At 66.7% G+C, this 18,060-nt stretch carries 8 protein-coding genes; 1 reads left to right on the plus strand and 7 read right to left on the minus strand.

Annotated features, from left to right (window positions below):
• Nucleotides 1-4: 4 nt before the first annotated feature.
• The 7 genes from ABDB87_RS15730 to ABDB87_RS15760 all read right to left on the minus strand — a co-directional run bounded on the left by ABDB87_RS15730 (nt 5) and on the right by ABDB87_RS15760 (nt 8,655).
• Nucleotides 5-964 carry a sulfonate ABC transporter substrate-binding protein gene (locus tag ABDB87_RS15730; protein WP_345928782.1) on the minus strand — a complete coding sequence of 320 codons (960 nt, stop codon included), beginning with the start codon at nt 962-964 and terminating at the stop codon, nt 5-7.
• 336 nt (nt 965-1,300) lie between these two features.
• Complete coding sequence (locus ABDB87_RS15735; RefSeq protein WP_345928784.1) at nt 1,301-2,716, minus strand: ABC transporter ATP-binding protein; 1,416 nt, start codon at nt 2,714-2,716, stop codon at nt 1,301-1,303.
• Nucleotides 2,713-3,513, minus strand: coding sequence for an ABC transporter permease (locus ABDB87_RS15740; protein ID WP_345928786.1), 801 nt, complete (start codon nt 3,511-3,513; stop codon nt 2,713-2,715). The genes ABDB87_RS15735 and ABDB87_RS15740 overlap by 4 nt, the downstream gene beginning before the upstream one ends.
• Nucleotides 3,506-4,480 (minus strand): ABC transporter permease, encoded by a 975-nt coding sequence (locus ABDB87_RS15745; RefSeq protein WP_345928788.1) that lies wholly within the window; start codon nt 4,478-4,480, stop codon nt 3,506-3,508. Before ABDB87_RS15745 ends, ABDB87_RS15740 begins: the two co-directional genes overlap by 8 nt.
• Nucleotides 4,477-6,036 (minus strand): ABC transporter substrate-binding protein, encoded by a 1,560-nt coding sequence (locus tag ABDB87_RS15750; protein ID WP_345928790.1) that lies wholly within the window; start codon nt 6,034-6,036, stop codon nt 4,477-4,479. Before ABDB87_RS15750 ends, ABDB87_RS15745 begins: the two co-directional genes overlap by 4 nt.
• Before the next feature lie 8 nt (nt 6,037-6,044).
• A complete protein-coding gene (locus ABDB87_RS15755; protein WP_345928792.1) occupies nt 6,045-8,180 on the minus strand; it encodes a TonB-dependent siderophore receptor in 2,136 nt (711 codons plus the stop codon).
• 82 nt (nt 8,181-8,262) lie between these two features.
• Nucleotides 8,263-8,655, minus strand: a complete 393-nt coding sequence (locus tag ABDB87_RS15760) for a hypothetical protein (protein WP_345928793.1) — start codon at nt 8,653-8,655, stop codon at nt 8,263-8,265.
• Between the two features lie 346 nt (nt 8,656-9,001).
• On the opposite strand from ABDB87_RS15760, the gene ABDB87_RS15765 reads away from it, so the two are divergent.
• Nucleotides 9,002-18,055, plus strand: coding sequence for an Ig-like domain-containing protein (locus tag ABDB87_RS15765; protein WP_345928794.1), 9,054 nt, complete (start codon nt 9,002-9,004; stop codon nt 18,053-18,055).
• Nucleotides 18,056-18,060 lie beyond the last annotated feature (5 nt).

An 18,060-nucleotide genomic window follows, 5' to 3' on the forward strand; every position in this document is an offset into this window, starting at 1 on the left:
GGGATCAGTTCTTCAGCGTGGCGTCCGTGACCTTGAAGGTCCTGGGGATCAGCTTCAGTTCGGTGAAGGTGTCCGCAATCTTCTGCTGTGAGTCCAGCGCTTCCGCGGTAATCGGAGAGACCCCGTGCTGGTACCGGGTCAGCGCCTGTTCGAGCACGTCTTCCGGCAGGCCTTGCAGGGGCGCGAGGCGGCTGGCTGCACCCCGGATGTCCTGGCGGATCGCCTGGCCTTTGCGGTTGATCTCTTCGAGCAGGATCTTCACGACCTCGGGACGTCTGGTCGCGAACTCGCGCTCAGCCAGGAAGAACTGATAGTTCTTCACCACGCCGGCGCCGTTGGCCAGTTGCCGGGCCCCGAGCTGCTTTTCCGCGGCCGAAGTGAAGGGGTCCCATATGACCCAGGCATCAATCGAACCTTTTTCAAACGCAGCGCGCGCATCCGCCGGTGTCAGGAAACTGACCTGCACATCGCTGTACTTGAGCCCGTGCTTTTCGAGCAGCTTGACCAGAAAGTAATGCACGTTCGAGCCCTTGTTGAGGGCGATGCGTTTGCCTTTGAGCTCCGCCACGGTCCGGATCGGGGAGTCCTTCTGCACCAGCAGCGACTCGGCTGCGGGGGCTTCGGTCTCATACCCGACGTACACGAAGTTGGCGCCGGCTGCCTGCGCCACGATGGGCGGGGCCTCGCCCACGAAACCGAAGTCCACCGAGCCGACGTTCAGCCCTTCGAGCAGCTGCGGGCCGGCCGGAAACTCGATCCACTTCACGTCCACGCCGAGCGAAGCCAGGCGTTTTTCCAGGGTCGCTTCGGCCTTCAGCAAGGTCAGCGTGGCGGCTGATTTCTGGAATCCGATGCGCAGAAGTTTCGGTTCATAGGCCGCGTGGGCTGCGGGAAAGAAGCTGAGTGCCAGGCTGGAAGCCAGTCCTGCCACGAGATGACGCCGGATGCGTTGGGACGCGTTCATGAGTAATTCCTGTCTCGGATCGGGGTGAAGTTCAATGCATGTCTTGTTGTCGAGACACACTGTATGAACAGAGCCCAAGGCTGAGAACGAAGGAATTTCGAATAGCTTATATGGCGTTGAATACGATGACGGAGGCGGTCCATTCCTCACTGTGTCCGGGAACGACCGCGCGTCCCCGGGTACTCCGCCGCGCCGAAGGCGCGTTGTGCGCTTCCGCCTGATGCGGCAGGAGGGGCCGCGGCGGAGCGCGCCAGAGAGCGCGGCCAACACCTGCCGAGCCGTATTCAGGAGGCCGGTCCGCGCCGGCCCCTGCATCTCTGCCGGACGCGACCCGTGTCAGGTGGTGATCCCCTCTCCGGTGAAGCGTTGCAGGCGCTGGCCGAACACTCTGGCGATGTCCTCATCATGCGTGACAAGCAGCAGCGCAGCACCCGTTTCGTCCATCGCGTCTCCCAGCAGCTGCAGGGCCTGGCGCTGGCTGATGGGGTCCAGACGCGAGGTGGGTTCGTCGGCGAAGAGCAGCGCAGGGCGTGCGCAGAGGACGCGTGCCAGCGCGATGCGCTGCAGCTCGCCCCCCGAGACCTGATGCGGGCGACGTGCGAGCAGGCAGGCGTCGAGCTTGAGCCCCGCGAGCCGCGCCTCGACGGCCGACCAGGCCTCGCCATGAAGCCGGGCGGCGTCCTGCAGGCTGCCCAGCAGGCTGCGTGATGGCGCGAAGGAGGCGACCGGGTCCTGATAGAGCTTCTGCAGCGCAGTGGCAGCCAGCCCCGGCGCGCGGATCACTTCGCCGGCATCTGCCTTCAGCAGGCCGAGCAGCACATTGCCCAGCGTGCTCTTGCCGGTGCCGCTCGGGCCTTGCACCACCAGGCGCTCGCCGGCATGCAGGTCGAGGTTCAAGCCCGCGAACAGGCGGCGCTCGCCGAAGCGCTTGGCAAGGCCGCGCGCCCGCAGCACCGGCATGCCGGTGACCGGCGCTGCACGAACGGGCCAGTGGGCCGGGTCGGCCGCGATGAGCTCGCGTGTGTAGGCTTCCCTCGGTGCGGCGAGGACATCAGCGGTGGTGCCGGATTCGATCAGCTCGCCGCCACGCAGTACCATCATGCGGCCACCGAGTGCTCCGGCAACGCGCAGATCATGGGTGATCAGCAGCACGGCGCCGCCTGCCGCCGCGACGCGCCGAAGCATGTCGGTGACATGGTCGCGCCAGTGCGTGTCGAGCCCTTTGGTGGGCTCGTCGGCGATCAGCAGGGAGGCGCCGCCGGCCAGTGCCATCGTGGCCACGACGCGCTGTGCCATGCCGCCCGAGAGCTGCCAGGGATACTGCGCCGCAGCGGCATCGAGACCGGCTTCGGAGAGCCTGGTCGCGCATTGCCCGGCCGCCTCGCCTGGAGGCAGCTTGCGCACCAGGCGGAGTACTTCCTCAAGCTGCGGGCCGACACGGCGGACGGCGTTCAGCGCCAGCGTAGGTTCCTGCGGCAGCAGGCCGATCTGGTGCCCCCAGAGCGCGCGTCGTGCGCGGGTATCACTCGCGGCGCTGCGCGTGCCGCGCACGCTGACTTCGCCGGTGGCAGTGAGGCCGGGCGCGAGATTACCCATCAAGGCGTCGGCCAGCAGGGATTTGCCCGCGCCGCTTTCACCCAGGATGGTGAGCACCTCGCCGGCCCGCAGACTGAATGAGAGTTCGCGCAACAGGGTCTGTGCACCGGCGTGCACGCCGATGTCCTGTGCCTGGAGAAGCATGTCCTGGCTCATGTGTGCTCCTTGTTGCCGGCCAGCAGCATCATTCCCAGCACGAGGAAAACCAGCAGCGTGACCGGGGCGGCGATGAGCCACGGGGCTTCGCTGTAGAAGGGGAAGAATTCGATCATCATCACGCCGAGTTCGGCGGTCGGGGGTTGAAGACCCACGCCGATGAAGCCCAGCGCGGCGAGAGCCAGCACCGCCTGCGCCACGCTCAGTGGCAGCAGCGTCGCCAGCAGCGGGGCCAGTGCCGGCAGCACATGATGGCGAAGGATGTAGCGCCGGCCGAAGCCCAGCAGACGCGAGGCCTGCACCGCGTCGCCGTGCAGCACCGGCCGGCTTGCGGCCCGCGCCATGCGGAAATATTCCACCCACAGGGAAAGTGCCAGGCCTGCATAAAGCGCCCAGTAGTGGCCAGGCGCCATTGCGGCGAACAGCATGACCAGCAGCAGCCCGGGTACGGCCATGCAGGCGTCGGCCAGCATTACCAGTGCGCGCTCGATGCGACCACCGCACCAGCTGGCACACACGCCGGCCAGTACGCCGGGCAGTGCTGCGCTGAGGGCAGCGAGCAGCGCGAGGCCCAGCGAGCGCTGCGCGGCCTGCGCCAGGCGAGCCAGCACGCTGCGTCCGAAGACGTCCGTGCCCAGCCAGTGGCGGGCATCGGGCGGCAGCAGCGAGTCGCCGAGCGATTGCGCGGCCGGATCGACGCCGACCAGCGCAGGCCCGGCCAATGCGAAGGCCCCCACCAGCAGGAGCAGGCCGAAGCCTGTCCTATGGATGAAGGGTGAAGTCTGTTGATCAGGCATCGGAAGCTCCCGGTTTGCGCTGGCGCGGATCGATGGCCAGCATCAGCGTGTCCAGCAGCAGGTTGAAGAGAATGAACACGAGGCCCAGGCTGAGGGCGGCCCCCTGTATGACGGGGACATCACGCGCGAACACGGCGTGCACCAGGGCATGCCCCAGGCCGGGCCAGGCGAAGAGGCTTTCGACCACGACGGTGCCCTCGACCAGCAGCACGAGATGCACGCCCAGATAGGCCAGTACCGGCAGGGCCGCGAGACGAAAGGCATGGCGGATGAGAACCTGCAGATCGGTCAGCCCCTTGCTGCGGGCGAACTCGCAGGCCGGCGAGGCGAGGGCTTCGCGCAGCGCGCTGCAGCTGATGCGGGCAAGCCCGGCGGCCAGGCCCAGCGCGAGCGTGAGCGCCGGCAGCCACAGCGTGCCGCCCTGGTCGTCGTGCGCCGCAGGCAGCACGCCCCAATGCACGGCGAGCAGCAGCATCAGCAGGATGCCCAGCAGGAAGGCCGGCGTCGCGCGCAGCGTCACGGCAAACAGCAGCATGAAGCGGTCGGCGAGTCCGCCGGGTCGCCAGGCCGCGGCAATGCCCAGCGGCAGGCCGATCAGCACGGCAAGCAGCAGCGTTACGACGGCCAGATCGATGCTCGCACCCAGGTGATGGGCAATTTCATGCCAGACTGGTTCGCCGCTGACCAGCGATTCACCGAGGTCGAGCCGCAGGAGGTCGCTGAACCAGTCCAGCCAGGCCTGCCACAGCGGGCGTTGCAGCTGCAGCGCCTGGCTGACGGCTCCGGCCGCAGCCTGCCCGACGAAATCGTAGCCATAGCGACTCGCGGCGACACGCATGGCCATGTCACCCGGCAGTGAGCGGACCATCAGGAAGCTGGCGCTGCCGATGATGAGGAGCAGGGCGACGATCTGCAGCGCACGGCGCAGCAGCACGCCGCGCCAGTGAAGGAGATGACGCGGGCTCATGCTTTCCACCTCATTTCGGTCAGGCGGAAGCTGCGTTCAAGCGGATCGAGGCGCACGCCTTCGAGGCGGCGATTCACCGCCACATGGGCGCGAACCCAGCACACCGGAATCACCGGCAGCTCCTGCTGCAGTGCCAGCAGGATGCGTCGGCGTTCGGCACGCTGTTCGTCAGGCGTGAGTCCACCGCGCAGCAGTTTCTGCAGCGCGTCGCTGACGATCGGACTGCTCCAGCCCGCAGGGCCCCAGTCGCCGCCGTTCGGTGCGAAGTCCTGGGCGAGCGTGCCGGTGGGGTCGGGCAGCATCGCGTAGTTGCGCGCGGCGAGCCCCATCTGCAGGCTGCCGTCGCGATGCGCCAGGGGGATGTCCCCCGAATTGCCGATGCTCACCTTGACCGCAAACCCGGCCTCGCGCCATTGCGCTTGCAGCGCGGCAGCCAGCACCGGCAGCTCGGGCCGGTCCGGGAATGTCTGGAGTCTGAGTTCCAGCAGTTGCCCCTTGGCATCGCGCCAGCCAGCGGGGCTTGCTGTCCAGCCAGCTTCACGCATCAGGCGTGCGGCAGTCGCCGGGTCCCGGGTGAGGGGTGGCAGCGAGGGTTCGTGCCAGCCGGCGAGTGTCGGTGGCATGAGCTGGGTGGCGGCGAGATCCTGCTCGCGCAGCAGTGCCCGCGAGATGCCGGCGCGGTCGATCGACAGGCTCAGTGCCCGGCGCACCCGCACATCGCTGAGGCCGGGAATGCCGGCGTTCAGACTCACTGCAAGGGTGCGGGGCAGGGTCACGGATGAAATGCCCACGGCATTCCGGCTGCGCAGCCGCGTGATGCTGGCCGGATCCAGATTCCAGGCGAGATCCGCCTGGCCCGATTCCGCCATCAGGGCACGGGTCTCGGCTCGTCCGGCCGCCATGTAGCGCACTGCGCCAATCGCAGGCCGGGGGCTGTCGTAGTACTCGGAGACGCGGGTTTCGACCTGATGCGGCGCTTCCAGTTTCGCGACGCGGTAGGGGCCGCTGCCGATGACCTCCCGCACCGTGCCTTTTGCGTCGAAGCTGGCCGGCGCCAGGATCATCGTGCTGCTGTGGGCGAGCACGCTGCCCAGCAGCACGAAGGGGCTCCTGAGGCGGATGCGCAGCGTCTTTCCGTCGGGGGCATCCATGCTGCGGATCGGCACGGTCGCGAGCAGGCCCGGCGGCGTGCGTACCCGTTCCAGACTGTGAAGCACCGCCTGCGCGCTGACCGGGCTGCCGTCATGAAAGCGTGCGCCGGGGCGCAGCTCGAAACGCCATTCCAGCCCGTCGGCGGACACTTGCCAGCGGCCCGCCAGCGCGGGTTCCGGCGTGCCGTCGTCACGCGAGCCCAGCAGGGTTTCGGTGACTTGAAGCCGGGTGAAGATGTAGCCGCTCGCCGCAGGCGAAAGTCCGCTGATTTCCCAGGAGGAAACGATCAGCAGGGGGCGCGGGGTGGTTTGCGCGAGGAGCCGGCCTGATGCGGCTGCCAGTGCCGCCATGCCGGTGGCATTCAGCAGGCGGCGGCGTGCCGGGTTGGGGGGAGTCTGATTCATGCGGAGCCTCAGAAGCTGTACTGCGCGCCGAGCGTGAAGCTGCGGCCGGCGCCGGGTGCCACCCACAGCGTGCTGTAGGAGCTGGTGTAGTAGGTGGTGTCGAAGAGGTTGTCGATGTCCAGCGTGAGGCGCAGCGACTTCGTCGGCCGCCAGTACGCATTCAGGCGCACCGTGGTGTACGCCGGCAGTTCGAAGGCGGGGCTGCCAGCGTTTGCCTCGGCCTGGGTGCGGGCCTGGCCCAGGCGCTCGCCCACATAGGTCACGCCGCCACCGACGCCGTAGCGCTGACCATTGCTGAACGTGTTCTCGTACATCGCCATGGCACTGGCGACCACCGCGGGCACATTGAGCAGGCTCTCGCCGATGGCCAGGGTGTTGTCGCGCAGCACTTCGACCTGGGTGTAGGACACGGCACTGTTGACGCGCCAGCGCGGGGTGATCTGGCCGGAGAATTCCAGCTCCGCGCCCCGGCTGCGCACTTCACCTGCGGCCACCGAATAGCTGCTGTTCTGCGCATCGGCCGTGAGCACGTTCTGCTTGCGGATCTGGAACAGCGCGGCATTCGCGGCGAGCTTGCCGCCTGCGCTTTCCCACTTGCTGCCGAGCTCGAACGAGCGCCCCTTCTCGGGCTCGAAGGCCTCGCTGTTACGGTCGGCGCCGGCATTCGGGCGGAAGGACTGACCACTGTTGGCAAAGAAGGTCCACTGCGGTGAGGGCAACCAGCTAATGCCGAGGCGCGGCGAAACGGCAGACGGAGACTGCCGGCTGGTACTGCCGCTGCGGCAGTTCTCGAGCGACTGCGTGTACTGGTCGGCACGCAGGCCCCCCATCAGCCGCCAGGCCGGGCCCAGCGTGAGCGTGTCCTGCAGATAGACGGCCTGGTTGCGCTGTGTTTCATAGGTGTCGGTGTTGGCCACGGGTGTGGGCTGAGTCTGACCATAGACCGGGCTGTAGATGTTGATGGCATAGGGTGCGGCAGCACTCGGGTTCGCCCGCAGCATCAGCGAATCCATCGTGAAGCGATAGGTCTCGTAGCCGACCAGCAGCTCGCTGGGCAAGCCTGCGAGTGACAGATTGCCCTGCAGCTCGGCCTGCAGGCCGATGTCCTGCGAGTCGAAATCCCGATAGCGGCGCTGGCGGCGCAGGCTGCCGTCGCTCAGCAGCGCAGAGGCTTCGGTGGAATAGCCCTTGAGACGCGTTTCGCGCTCCGAGAGCACGAAACGGCTGAGCCAGTCGGCGCTCCAAGCATGGCTCAGGATCGCCTGCGTGCTGTTGTTGCGCAAGGTGATCTTGCCGTCGGCTGGCTCGCCCAGAAAACGCTCGCGCGGAATCTGGCCCAGTTGGCCGTCCACTGCCACCACGCCGCGATCGAGTGGTGCGGCGTGGCGAAGGTACTCGCCCACGAATTCAAGCTTGGTGTCAGCTCCCATTTTCCAGGTAAAGGCGGGGGCTATAACCTGTCGATCGGAATCCGTGTAGTCGCGGAAGCCGTCGCGACTCTCGGCAGCCAGATTCAGGCGATAGGCCAGGCTTTCGCTCAAGGGGCCGGTGCTGTCCAGTGCGGTACGCCAGTCACCATGGCTGCCGGCATAAGTCTCGATCGAGTTCGCGGTTTTCCACAGCGGCCGCTTGGAGACGATGTTAAGCGTGCCGCCGGGTTCGCTGCTGCCGTAGAGTGCTGCGGCCGGACCCTTGAGAAACTCGATGCGCTCCACGCTGGCCAGGTCGCGCGGCGCGTTGAAGCCGCGGCTGGCCGATACGCCGTTGAGCAGGGTGGCGATGCCGGTATTTTCGTTACCGGGCAGGCCGCGGATGGCCACGTTGTCCCACAGGCCTCCGAAGCTGTTCTGCCTCGAAATGCCGCCGACATAGTCGAGCACCTCGTCGAGGCGGGTCGCACCCAGGTCGTCGATGGCCTGGCGGGTGAAGAGCCGGATGGACTGCGGCACCTCGCGAACCGGCAGGCTGGTCTTGGCGGCCGAGGCTTCCTCCGAGAGGTAGCTGCCGCTGCTGTTTCGGCCAACCACGTTGACGGTGTCAAGTTCGACCGGGGCGTCGGCGCTCTGGGCGCGGGCGCAGAAAGGGGCAAGGGTGGCGAGCACGGCCAGCGTGAGGCTGGACGCTGTCAGCGTTGGGGATTTCATCGGAACTCCGTTGTTCTCGGGACGTGCAAAAGGCTGCCGCGCGCGGCAGCGCCACGGCGGGAGATCACTGCGGGGAAGGCGATCAGGCGGCGCGCGGTGGGGCGCGCGCCGAGCGCAGTCCGTCGAGACGGGCGGAGTGAAGAGCGTGTGCGTCCCGCAGCGGCAATACACTGCTGCCGGGAAGGAGGGGCAGGGCGGTGTCGTGAGTGCCGGGCGCGATCTGCTGCGCCAGCGCGAGGCACAGGCTGCAGTAGCCCTGATCGGGCGTGTCATCGTCCGCGGGAGCTTGCGTGGTCAAGGCGCTCAGCTGGTTTTCCAGATGCTGGGCCTCATGCAGGCCAAGCATGACGGACGCATTGAGGCAGATCACCAGCAACAGCAAGCGCAGCACGATCCGCTGGCCGCTGCGCAGGCTGCCACGTCCTGAGTCAGGCATGCGGCAGAGCGCGGACAAGGCGGAGAGGCGTGGTCTCATGGAAGCTGAATCAGGGGCCGCGGGCGCACGAGCGCAGGGAAAGCGGATTCAAACACAAGCCGTTCTCATATGCAACCTTGTTGCATATGGGCTTGGTGCCGCGTTCCGGACGGCGCAGTGAATGCCGGGGCTGCGGCACAGCCATCCTTCGCACACCATGCGAAAAACCGCTTCTGCCTGCTGTCCGCTGCGGCTTGCAGGAAAGCTGCCCTTCTGGCGACAAGGTTTTTGCCGAGATCTGTGACGGCACAAAGGTTTGCAGAAAAGGCGGTAAATCTCTACTCAAGTTCGTTTTGCGGCTTCCGTTCCCGCATGAGTTACCTGGTAAAGACAAAGCGGAAAACTCATGAATGCCCGACTTCGGAAGAGTACCGGCGCTGGTCGCCTGCGCCTGCTCAAGCTTGAGCAGCGCATCCTGTTTGATGGCGCATTGGTGGCCGAGGCCGCGCAGGCCGTGACAGACCCGGCGCCGGCGGGTGATCCACACCCCGATGCAGCTCCCGCGCCTGCAGCGGCGGCACCTGCCGGGCATGAGATCGCTTTCATTGATGTGTCCCTGCCGAATGCCGGCGAGCTCGCGAACGGTGTGCGGGCGGGTGTCGAGATCGTCTGGTTGCAGCCGGGCAGTGACCCCTGGGCGCAGATGACCGCTGCGCTGGCTGCCCGTCCGGGCGCGCAGGCAGTGCATCTGCTCTCGCACGGTTCCGACGGTGTGCTGAACATCGGGGGCGCGAGTTACGACACCGCGGGCCTTGCCGGAGAGGCTCCGCTGCTGCAGCAATGGCAAGGCCTGCTCGCAAGTGGCGCCGATGTGCTGCTCTATGGCTGCAATGTGGCGCGCGATGGCAGCGGCGAATCCTTCGTCGACACCCTGGCGGGCCTGACCGGTACCGATGTGGCGGCGTCGCGCGATTCGACCGGCTCCAGCGCGCTCAGCGGTGACTGGAACTTCGAATACCAGCGGGGAGATGTCACCGCCGAGGTCTGCCTGACGCTTGAGGCTGCCCAGCGTTACGACGCCACGCTTTCGGCCTTCTCTCTGCTCGGAAAGGATGGCTGGACGGCCGTCATGTATGGCCCCAACAAGGATCCGGATGGTGACAGCCAGGCCGGTGCGGCCGACACCGACATCATCGGTGACTCGGCGCACGGCTCGCTCTATGTAGCCTTTGACGACAACGGCACGCCCAACAATCCGAACGATGATTTCATGGCGTTCCGGATGCGCATTGATAACCCGACCAGCAGCACGAATTGCTCCGGTGTCGCCATCGTCGGCATGGACGCCAATCTGGATGGACGCATCGACATCTTCTTCTCGGTTGATGGCCGCAACAACACGCAGGCCGTACGCCTGCTGGACCCCGGCACCGGCGCCAACCTCTCGCCCAACACCACCACCACCAGCCCCTTGCCCACCGGCTGGTTGCCCAACAATGGCCTGTATCCCTTCGCGACGAGCAATTACTCGGTGGCGGCCGTCAGTGCCGGCAACGATCCGAACTGGGGCGCGAGCCAGCTGGGCGGCAGTGGTACCGCTTCCGACCTGACCGGTGATGGCAAGACCGACGTGTTCATCAGCTGGAAGGTGCCGCTGGCCGATGTGGCCACGGTACTGGCCAAACCCTCGCAAACGGATCGCAGCGGTGTTTACGGGCCGCGCGGTGCCACCGGCATCCAGGGGTTCAACAAGGACACCGCGGTCGCCTACGTCTCCTTTACGCAGACGCAGCCCGGCCCCATCAATGGTGACCTCAACGGCGTCGGCGCCAGTTACGACAAGAATGCGACCTTCGCTGCGCTGGGCGCCTTCACCACACCGATGTCTCCGAGTAATCCGGTCAGCGCGGCGGACGCGGTGCACATCACCACGCCGCTCGATGCCAATGGCCTGGTTAACGCGACCGAGGACAACGGCCTCACGGTGAGCGGCACTGCCACGGCCAATGGCTGGGTGCGTGTCACGATTACTGACACTGGCAACGCGCACACCACCACGCTGTGGACACAGGCCAATGCCAGCGGCAACTGGAGCGTGGGTAGCGGCGATCTGTCGAACTTCGCACAGGGCTCCCTGCAATTCAGCGCCGACCTGGTGAGCGGCAACGCCAGCACCAGCATCGTCACCGGTTCGGCCAGCGACAGCACGACGCTCACCCATGACAGTCTGCCGCCAGTAATTTCGATCACGCCGCTCGCCACCACTGGCACACCCACGATCAGCGGCACCAGCACCGACGTGCCGGCCGGCTCCACCTTGACCGTGACCATCGATCCAAATGGCGACGGCGTGCTGACCGACCTTGTCAGCTACGCGGTGCTGGTCGGCAGTGGCGGCAACTGGACGCTCAACACCGCCATCGTTGCGCCCTCCAGCGGCAGCCTGCCTGCCGGTGGCCTGACCAGTCACGCCAAAATCACGGCCAGCGGCCAGGATGCTGCCGGCAACAGCGCCAGCACCATTGCGCTGGCAGCTCCGACGGTCAATAGCCTTTCCACCACCCAGACCACGCCGACCTTGACCGGCACCTGGCTCAGCAATAGTGGCGATGTGCTGACGGTCAGCGTCAACGGCCAGACCTATACGGCCGGCGATGGCCGCCTGACGACCACCGCAACCGGCTGGAGCCTGACGATTCCCGGCGGCAATGCACTTGGCGTGGGCACCTATAACGTGGTGGCTACCGCCACGCGAGGCGGCGACAGCATTTCCGACAGCAGCAGCGGAGAACTGGTGATCAACGCGGTGCCGGTGGTGAGCGTCGGCATCACCAGTGGCAGCAGCGGCAGCGCCATCTGGCCAACCATTACCGGCAGCTCCAGCACGCCCAACAGCTATGTGATCGTGCGGCTGGACCCCGGTAACGACGGCAACCTCAGTGACGCAGTAACCTATTCAGTCGCGACCGATGGCAGCGGCAACTGGAGTCTGGACACCAGCAGCATGCCGATCGCCGGCCAGAAGCCCGCCGGCGGCTTTACCGGTAGCAATGGCGTGCGGGCCACCGACAGCAACAACGTCGCCGTGGCCACCCAGGTGCTGACCATCACCACGCCCAGCGTGGCGATCTCCGGCATAAGCAGCACGGCCAGCACCAATGCCGCTGCCGTGGTCAGCAACAGCGCGGGCGGAGCGAGCTGGCTCAACCTTACCGAAGACGATGCCGTCACCATCAGCGGTACCGCTGCCGGTGCGAGCCAGGTTGATCTGGTGATCACTGACGCCAACGGCCACCATGTGAGTGTGTCCGGCGTCAGCGTTACCAGCGGCAATTGGTCCGCCACCGGCATCAACCTGTCCGCGCTCGACAACGGCGTGCTCACCGTTACGGCAACGCTCTCCGGCACTGCGGTGTCGGCCACCGACAGCTCGGTCACCCATGACACGCTGGCGCCCCGTATCTTCAACACGACACCGGGCGAGATCAAGAAAAATGGCGGCGTCATCAAGGGCGGCAGCGAGCTGGCAAATACTTCGCTGACCGTCACCGTTGCCGAGAGTGGCACCACCAAATGGACGGGCACTGTCACCACCGACGCCTCGGGCAACTGGACTGCCACCACCTCGGGCAACCTGGTGTCCGGATCCACCGGCACCGTCATCATCACGGTGGCGCCGACGAGCCAGGCGACGGACACTGCCGGCAACATTGCCCAGGCGCTGAGCTGGTCTCAGGCGGTAACCGCCAATGCCACAACCAATACCATCAGCATCGGCACCATTGCCGGTGACAACCTCATCACCAGTGGCGAGATTGCCAGCGGTGTCACTCTCAGCGGCACCACCACGCTGACCGGTACGCCCACCATCAACCTGGTGGTCAGCGACGGCACGACCTCGGTCAACCTGACGGCAAGCGCCGCCTCGGGTGCCTGGTCGACCACGCTCACCAACGCGCAGATCAAGACGCTTGCCAACGGACCGCTGACGGTCACGGCCACCGCTCCCGACGGCGGCATCACCATCCGTGCCGTCGCCTTGCCCACGCTGTCGCTGCCCGCGCCGGTGCCGACCATCACCGACAACGTGGCCGGTACCGCTACCGGTCCGGTCACCTTCACTTTCACGTTCAGCGAAGACGTGACCGGCTTCGTCGCCGGCAACATCAGCGTCAGCAATGGCACTGCGGGCACTTTCAGCACCGTTGATGCCCATACCTACACGCTGGTCGTCACGCCGACTGCGGCCAGCAGCGGCAACATCAGCGTGTCGGTGGCAGCCGCAGCAGCCACCGGCAGCACGACTGGCCGCACCAGCGTGGCCGCCTCAGCGACACAGGCTTTCGAGACCACTGGCGCTGCCACCGCTCCCACGCTGACGATCAACACCGATAACCTCGCGACTGACCGTACGCCGCTCATTACCGGGACCACCAGTCTTTCTGCGGGGGCGCCCATCGTGGTCTGGGTCGACACCGACAATGACGGCGTCAATGACGTCAGCTATGCCGCGACGGTGCAGGCCGGCGGCAACTGGAGTATCGATCTCGGTACTGCTACGCCCAGCAGTGGCAGCTTGCCTGCCAATGGCATTCCGAGCGATGCGCGAATCACTGCGGTGGCGACCAACGCCTACGGCAACAGCACGACGGCGACCGGTCATAACAAGCCAGCGGTCAATGCCCAGCGCAGCAACGACAATACGCCCACCGTCAGCGGCACCTGGACCAATCTCGGTGGCGACACGCTGAGCGTGCTGCTCAACGGCACGACCTATTCGCAGGCCAACGGCAATCTCACGATCAGCGGCGACAACTGGTCGCTCACGCCGGCCTCGGCGCTGCCAGATGCCACCTACGAAGTGACGGCCACCGTTACCCGCGGCGGCACCGGAAAGACTGACGTCAGCAGCAACGAATTGATCGTTGACACCGCTGCGCCGGCCGTGGCGATCACCGGCATCAGTACGGACACCGGCAGCAGCGGCACCGATTACCTCACGCGTGACAACACCCTGGTTTTCAGCGGCACGGCCGAGGCTGATTCGCAGGTGCTGGTCAGCCTGCGCGACGCCAGCAACGCCATCGTCTTCAGTGCCACCGTGACCGCCACCGGCGGCGCCTGGTCGGTGGACCGCAGCGCCTTCGCCGCCCTGGCTGACGGCACTTATCGCCTCACCGCCGTGGCGACCGATGCGGCCGGCAACAGCGCCACAGCAACGCAGGACGTCATCGTCGACACCCAGGCCAGCATCGGCTTCACCACCAACTACAAGCTCGCGAGCCTCACGCCGGTCATCACCGGCACGACCGACATCGAGGCCGGCCGCAGTCTCGACGTCGTCGTCAGTGGTGCGACCTACAGTGTCATCGTTCAGAGCGGTGGTACCTGGTCTCTGGATCTTGCCAGTGCAGTGCCTGCCAGCGGCAGCCTCACCCCGCTGGCAGATGGCAGCGAGTATGCGATCAGCATCAGCGGAACCGACCGCGCCGGCAACAGCGCGAGCGCTGGCAAGACGGTGCTGATCGACCTCAGTGCGCCCACCGTCAGCATCAGCACGCCGATCGATTCGGCCGGCGATGGCAACAGCATCCTGACCCGTTCCGAAGATGGCAGTGTCGTCATCCAGGGTACGACGACCGCGCCGCTCGGCGCCACGCTGCAGATCAGCATCACCGATGGCAGCCAGACGATCACTGACACCACCACTGTGCAGAATGGCGGCCTGTGGCAGCTGGGGGCGCTGAACCTGCGCAACCTTGCCAACGGCACGCTGACAATCACCGCGACCTATGTGGACGCCAGCGGCACACCGGTCAGTGCGGTGGCACGCGTGCTGCACGACAAGTCCGGCCCGGTGAGCATCGATTCGGTCAGCAATGACACCCGGATCGCCACCGACTTCATCACCTCGGACAACACGCTCGTCTTCCGCGGCTCGGCCACCGCCGGCGACAGTGTCGCGGTGACGCTGGACGGCAACCTGCTCGGCAGCGTGACGGCGGATGCGCAGGGCGCCTGGTCGTACGATTACACGAGCCACACACTGGCCGACGGCAATCACACACTGAGCGTGAACACCGGTGGCACGCCGGTGACCCAGCTCATCGTCATCGACACCACCGCGCCCGGTGGCCCGGTCACTGTGAGCAGTCTCAGCACCAGTGACAGCACGCCGCTCCTGAGTGGCAGCGCCACCCTCGGCGCGGGTGAAACGCTGAGCGTCACCGTCAACGGCAAGACCTATACCGATGGCGACGGCGCGCTGAGCTACAACGCGGTCGCCCACAGCTGGAGCCTGCAGATTCCCGATGCCGACGCGCTGACGCCGGCCTCGGTCAGTGCGGGCTTCAACGGCGTCTACAACGTGACCGCTACGATTCGCGACACGGCCGGCAACAGCCTGAGCGACGCCAGCACTGGCGAGCTCACCATCGCCGACACCACGCCGCCCGTCATCGATCTTGCGCCCTCTGATGGCACGACAATCTCGCGCAGCCTGACGAGCAGCAATGGCGCGCAGGTGAGTCTGGACAACAACGCCGACGCCCTGACACTGACGGAGGCTTCGAACCGCCTGACGCGGTTGACCCTCAGCGTGAGCGGGCTGGCTGATGGTGCCAGCGAAGCGCTCAGCTTCGGCAGCACCACGCTCGCCGCCGATGGCAGTGCGGGCGGCGCCAGTGCGGTGAGCGTGGGGGGCGTCAGCGTGAACATCGCTTATGCCAGTGGCGTCTTCACGATTCAGAAGGCGGACTACCGTAGCCTCAGCACGGCAGAGGCGCAGAGTATCCTGCGCGATATCCAGTATCGCAACACGGCTGGCACCGTCACCGTCGGCAATCGCAGTTTCGGCTTCGGCGCGCAAGACGAAGCTGGCAACAGCGCCAGCACGGCCACTGCGACGGTTGCCGTCACCAACGGCGCGGCCGACAGCACGGCCCCTGCGGCACCCACGCTGACCTTGCTGGCCGCATCGGATACCGGCACCAGCAGCAGCGACGCCAAGACCAACGACAGCACGCCGACCCTGCGCGTCACGCTCAATGGCTCGGGAGCCACCGCTCCGGTCGCAGGTGATGTGGTGAAGCTGTATCAGGGCGCGGCCCTGGTCGGCTCGGCCACGCTGTCCTCTGGCGACATCAGCGCGGGCTACGTTGACATTACTGCGAGCGTGCAGAGCGCAGGCGGCCTGAGCTTCACGGCCAACATCACCGATGCTGCGAGCAACCTTGGTGCCGACTCGAATGCCGTGGCACTCACGCTGGACACCACCGCACCGGCCCTCAGCAGCGCCAGCGTCTCGGGCAGCACGCTCACGTTGAGCTACGCCGAAGCAGGTGTGGGGCTGGCCGGGACGACGCCGTCGACGAGCGACTTCATCGTGACGAAGAACGGCGGCACGGGCGTAACGGTCTCTGGCGTTGTGGTCGATACCACGGCGAAGACCGTGACCCTGACGCTGGGCGCGGCGATCACCAACGCCGACAGCAACATCCTCGTCAGCTACACCCCGGGCGGCACGACGCTGCAGGATATTGCTGGCAATGCGGCCGCTGCCTTCAGCAACCAGGCCGTGACGAACGCGAGTGGTGACAGCACCGCGCCAGCCGCTCCGACACTAGCGTTGTTGGCGTCGTCGGACAGCGGCACGAGCAACAGCGATGCCAAGACCCACGACACGACGCCGACCCTGCGCGTCACGCTCAATGGCACGGGCGCCACCGCGCCGGTCGCGGGTGATGTGGTGAAGCTGTATCAGGGCGCAAGCCTGGTCGGCTCGGCCACGCTGTCCTCTGGCGACATCAGCGCGGGCTACATCGACATCACCGCGAGCGCGCAGAGCGCAGGCGGCCTGAGCTTCACGGCCAACATCACCGACGCTGCGAGCAACCTTGGTGCCGACTCGAATGCCGTGGCGCTCACGCTGGACACCACCGCTCCGGCGCTCCTCAGTGGCCGTGTGTCGGGCAGCACGCTTACGCTCAGCTACAACGAAGCTGGCGTCGGCCTGGCGAGCAGCACACCCTCGGCGAGCGACTTCGTGGTCAGCAAGAACGGTGGAACGGGCGTAACGGTCGCTGGCGTTGTTGTTGATCCCACTGCGAAGACCGTGACGCTCACGCTGGCTTCCGCGATCACCAACGCCGACAGCAACGTGCGGGTGAGCTACACCCCGGGTGGCACCGCGCTGCAGGACATTGCCGGCAACGCGGCCGCTGCTTTCAGCAGCCAGAGCGTGACGAACGCAAGTCCGGACACCACCGCTCCCGTGGCGCCCACACTCGCCTTGCTGCCATCGTCCGACACCGGCGCCAGCAGCAGTGACGCCAAGACCAACGACAGCACGCCGACCCTGCGCGTCACGCTTAATGGATCCGGCGCGACGGCCCCCGTCGCGGGAGACGTGGTGAAGCTTTACCAGGGCGACGTGCTGGTCGGCTCGGCCACGCTGTCGTCCGGCGACATCAGCAGCGGCTACGTCGATATCACCGCGAGCGCACAGAGTGAGGGCTCGCTGAGCTTTACGGCCGGGATCACCGATACGACCGGGAATGCCGGCGACATGTCGCGTGCGCTGGCTGTGAATCTGGATACTCGCGGTCCGGGTGCCACGATCGTCTCTTCGGTTGCGGTGCACAACGGGCAGGATGCCTTCGAGCTGCAGATCCGCTTTGATGAGCCGGTGCAGGGGGTGAGTGCCGCAGGCATCGAGCTGGGCGGCGCGCGTCTGCTGGCGCTGCGACAAATCGACGCGAGCACCTGGGCGCTCTCCCTCCAGCCCCAGGGCAATACCACGGTGAGCGCCAGCGTCCGTGCCGCCGCCGCGAGTGATGAAGCAGGCAACCCCTCGCTGGCCTCGTCGGTGGTCTCCGTTCTGCCCCGAATCGTGACGCCGGCCGTTCCCGCGCCCACGACGGCATCGCCACCCATCGCGGACGCCCGGGCGCCTGCGAGCCTCGGCACCAGCCTTGGCGGCTCCGATGACAGCTTCGTGCTGCCGGCCGTGCGCGAAGTGCAGCAGGGCGGGGCCGCCGCCGGTAATGCCTCCGGACTGGGCCGCGGCGTGCTGGGCGAGGTCGCGCTCGACGCCTCCCTGCATGTGCTGCCTGCGGTGAGCCTGGCCGAGCGCGAAGGCCAGGTGGCCCGCGCGCTGGCCAGTGAACTGGCGACCCGTCTGGATGCCGACGCCGGCGCTGCCGGCACCCGTGCTACATCGGGCTTTGAGGACGGCGCCGGCGTGGCGGTCGGGCAGGGCAGGTGGACCGACGCGGCCGAGGCGGAGCGCCCCGCGCAAGAGGTTTCTCCGCTTGCGGGTGAGCGTCTGCCCACCCTGCCTGAGGACACTCCATCACCGGCCGCCGTACCGCTGCCGACCCGCACGAGCTTTACCGAACAGTTGCGTCGTCACGCCGCGCAGCGCATCGCGCTGCCACGTACGAGCGCCACACACTCTTGAGTCAT

Source organism: Uliginosibacterium paludis (assembly GCF_039631355.1).
GTDB classification, from domain to species: Bacteria; Pseudomonadota; Gammaproteobacteria; order Burkholderiales; family Rhodocyclaceae; genus Uliginosibacterium; species Uliginosibacterium paludis.

Bases quoted from the DNA above. Each gene is read 5' to 3' on its own strand.
- ABDB87_RS15730 (WP_345928782.1), bottom strand. From the start codon at position 964: ATGAACGCGTCCCAACGCATCCGGCGTCATCTCGTGGCAGGACTGGCT.
- ABDB87_RS15735 (WP_345928784.1), bottom strand. From the start codon at position 2,716: ATGAGCCAGGACATGCTTCTCCAGGCACAGGACATCGGCGTGCACGCC.
- ABDB87_RS15740 (WP_345928786.1), bottom strand. From the start codon at position 3,513: ATGCCTGATCAACAGACTTCACCCTTCATCCATAGGACAGGCTTCGGC.
- ABDB87_RS15745 (WP_345928788.1), bottom strand. From the start codon at position 4,480: ATGAGCCCGCGTCATCTCCTTCACTGGCGCGGCGTGCTGCTGCGCCGT.
- ABDB87_RS15750 (WP_345928790.1), bottom strand. From the start codon at position 6,036: ATGAATCAGACTCCCCCCAACCCGGCACGCCGCCGCCTGCTGAATGCC.
- ABDB87_RS15755 (WP_345928792.1), bottom strand. From the start codon at position 8,180: ATGAAATCCCCAACGCTGACAGCGTCCAGCCTCACGCTGGCCGTGCTC.
- ABDB87_RS15760 (WP_345928793.1), bottom strand. From the start codon at position 8,655: ATGAGACCACGCCTCTCCGCCTTGTCCGCGCTCTGCCGCATGCCTGAC.
- ABDB87_RS15765 (WP_345928794.1), top strand. From the start codon at position 9,002: ATGAATGCCCGACTTCGGAAGAGTACCGGCGCTGGTCGCCTGCGCCTG.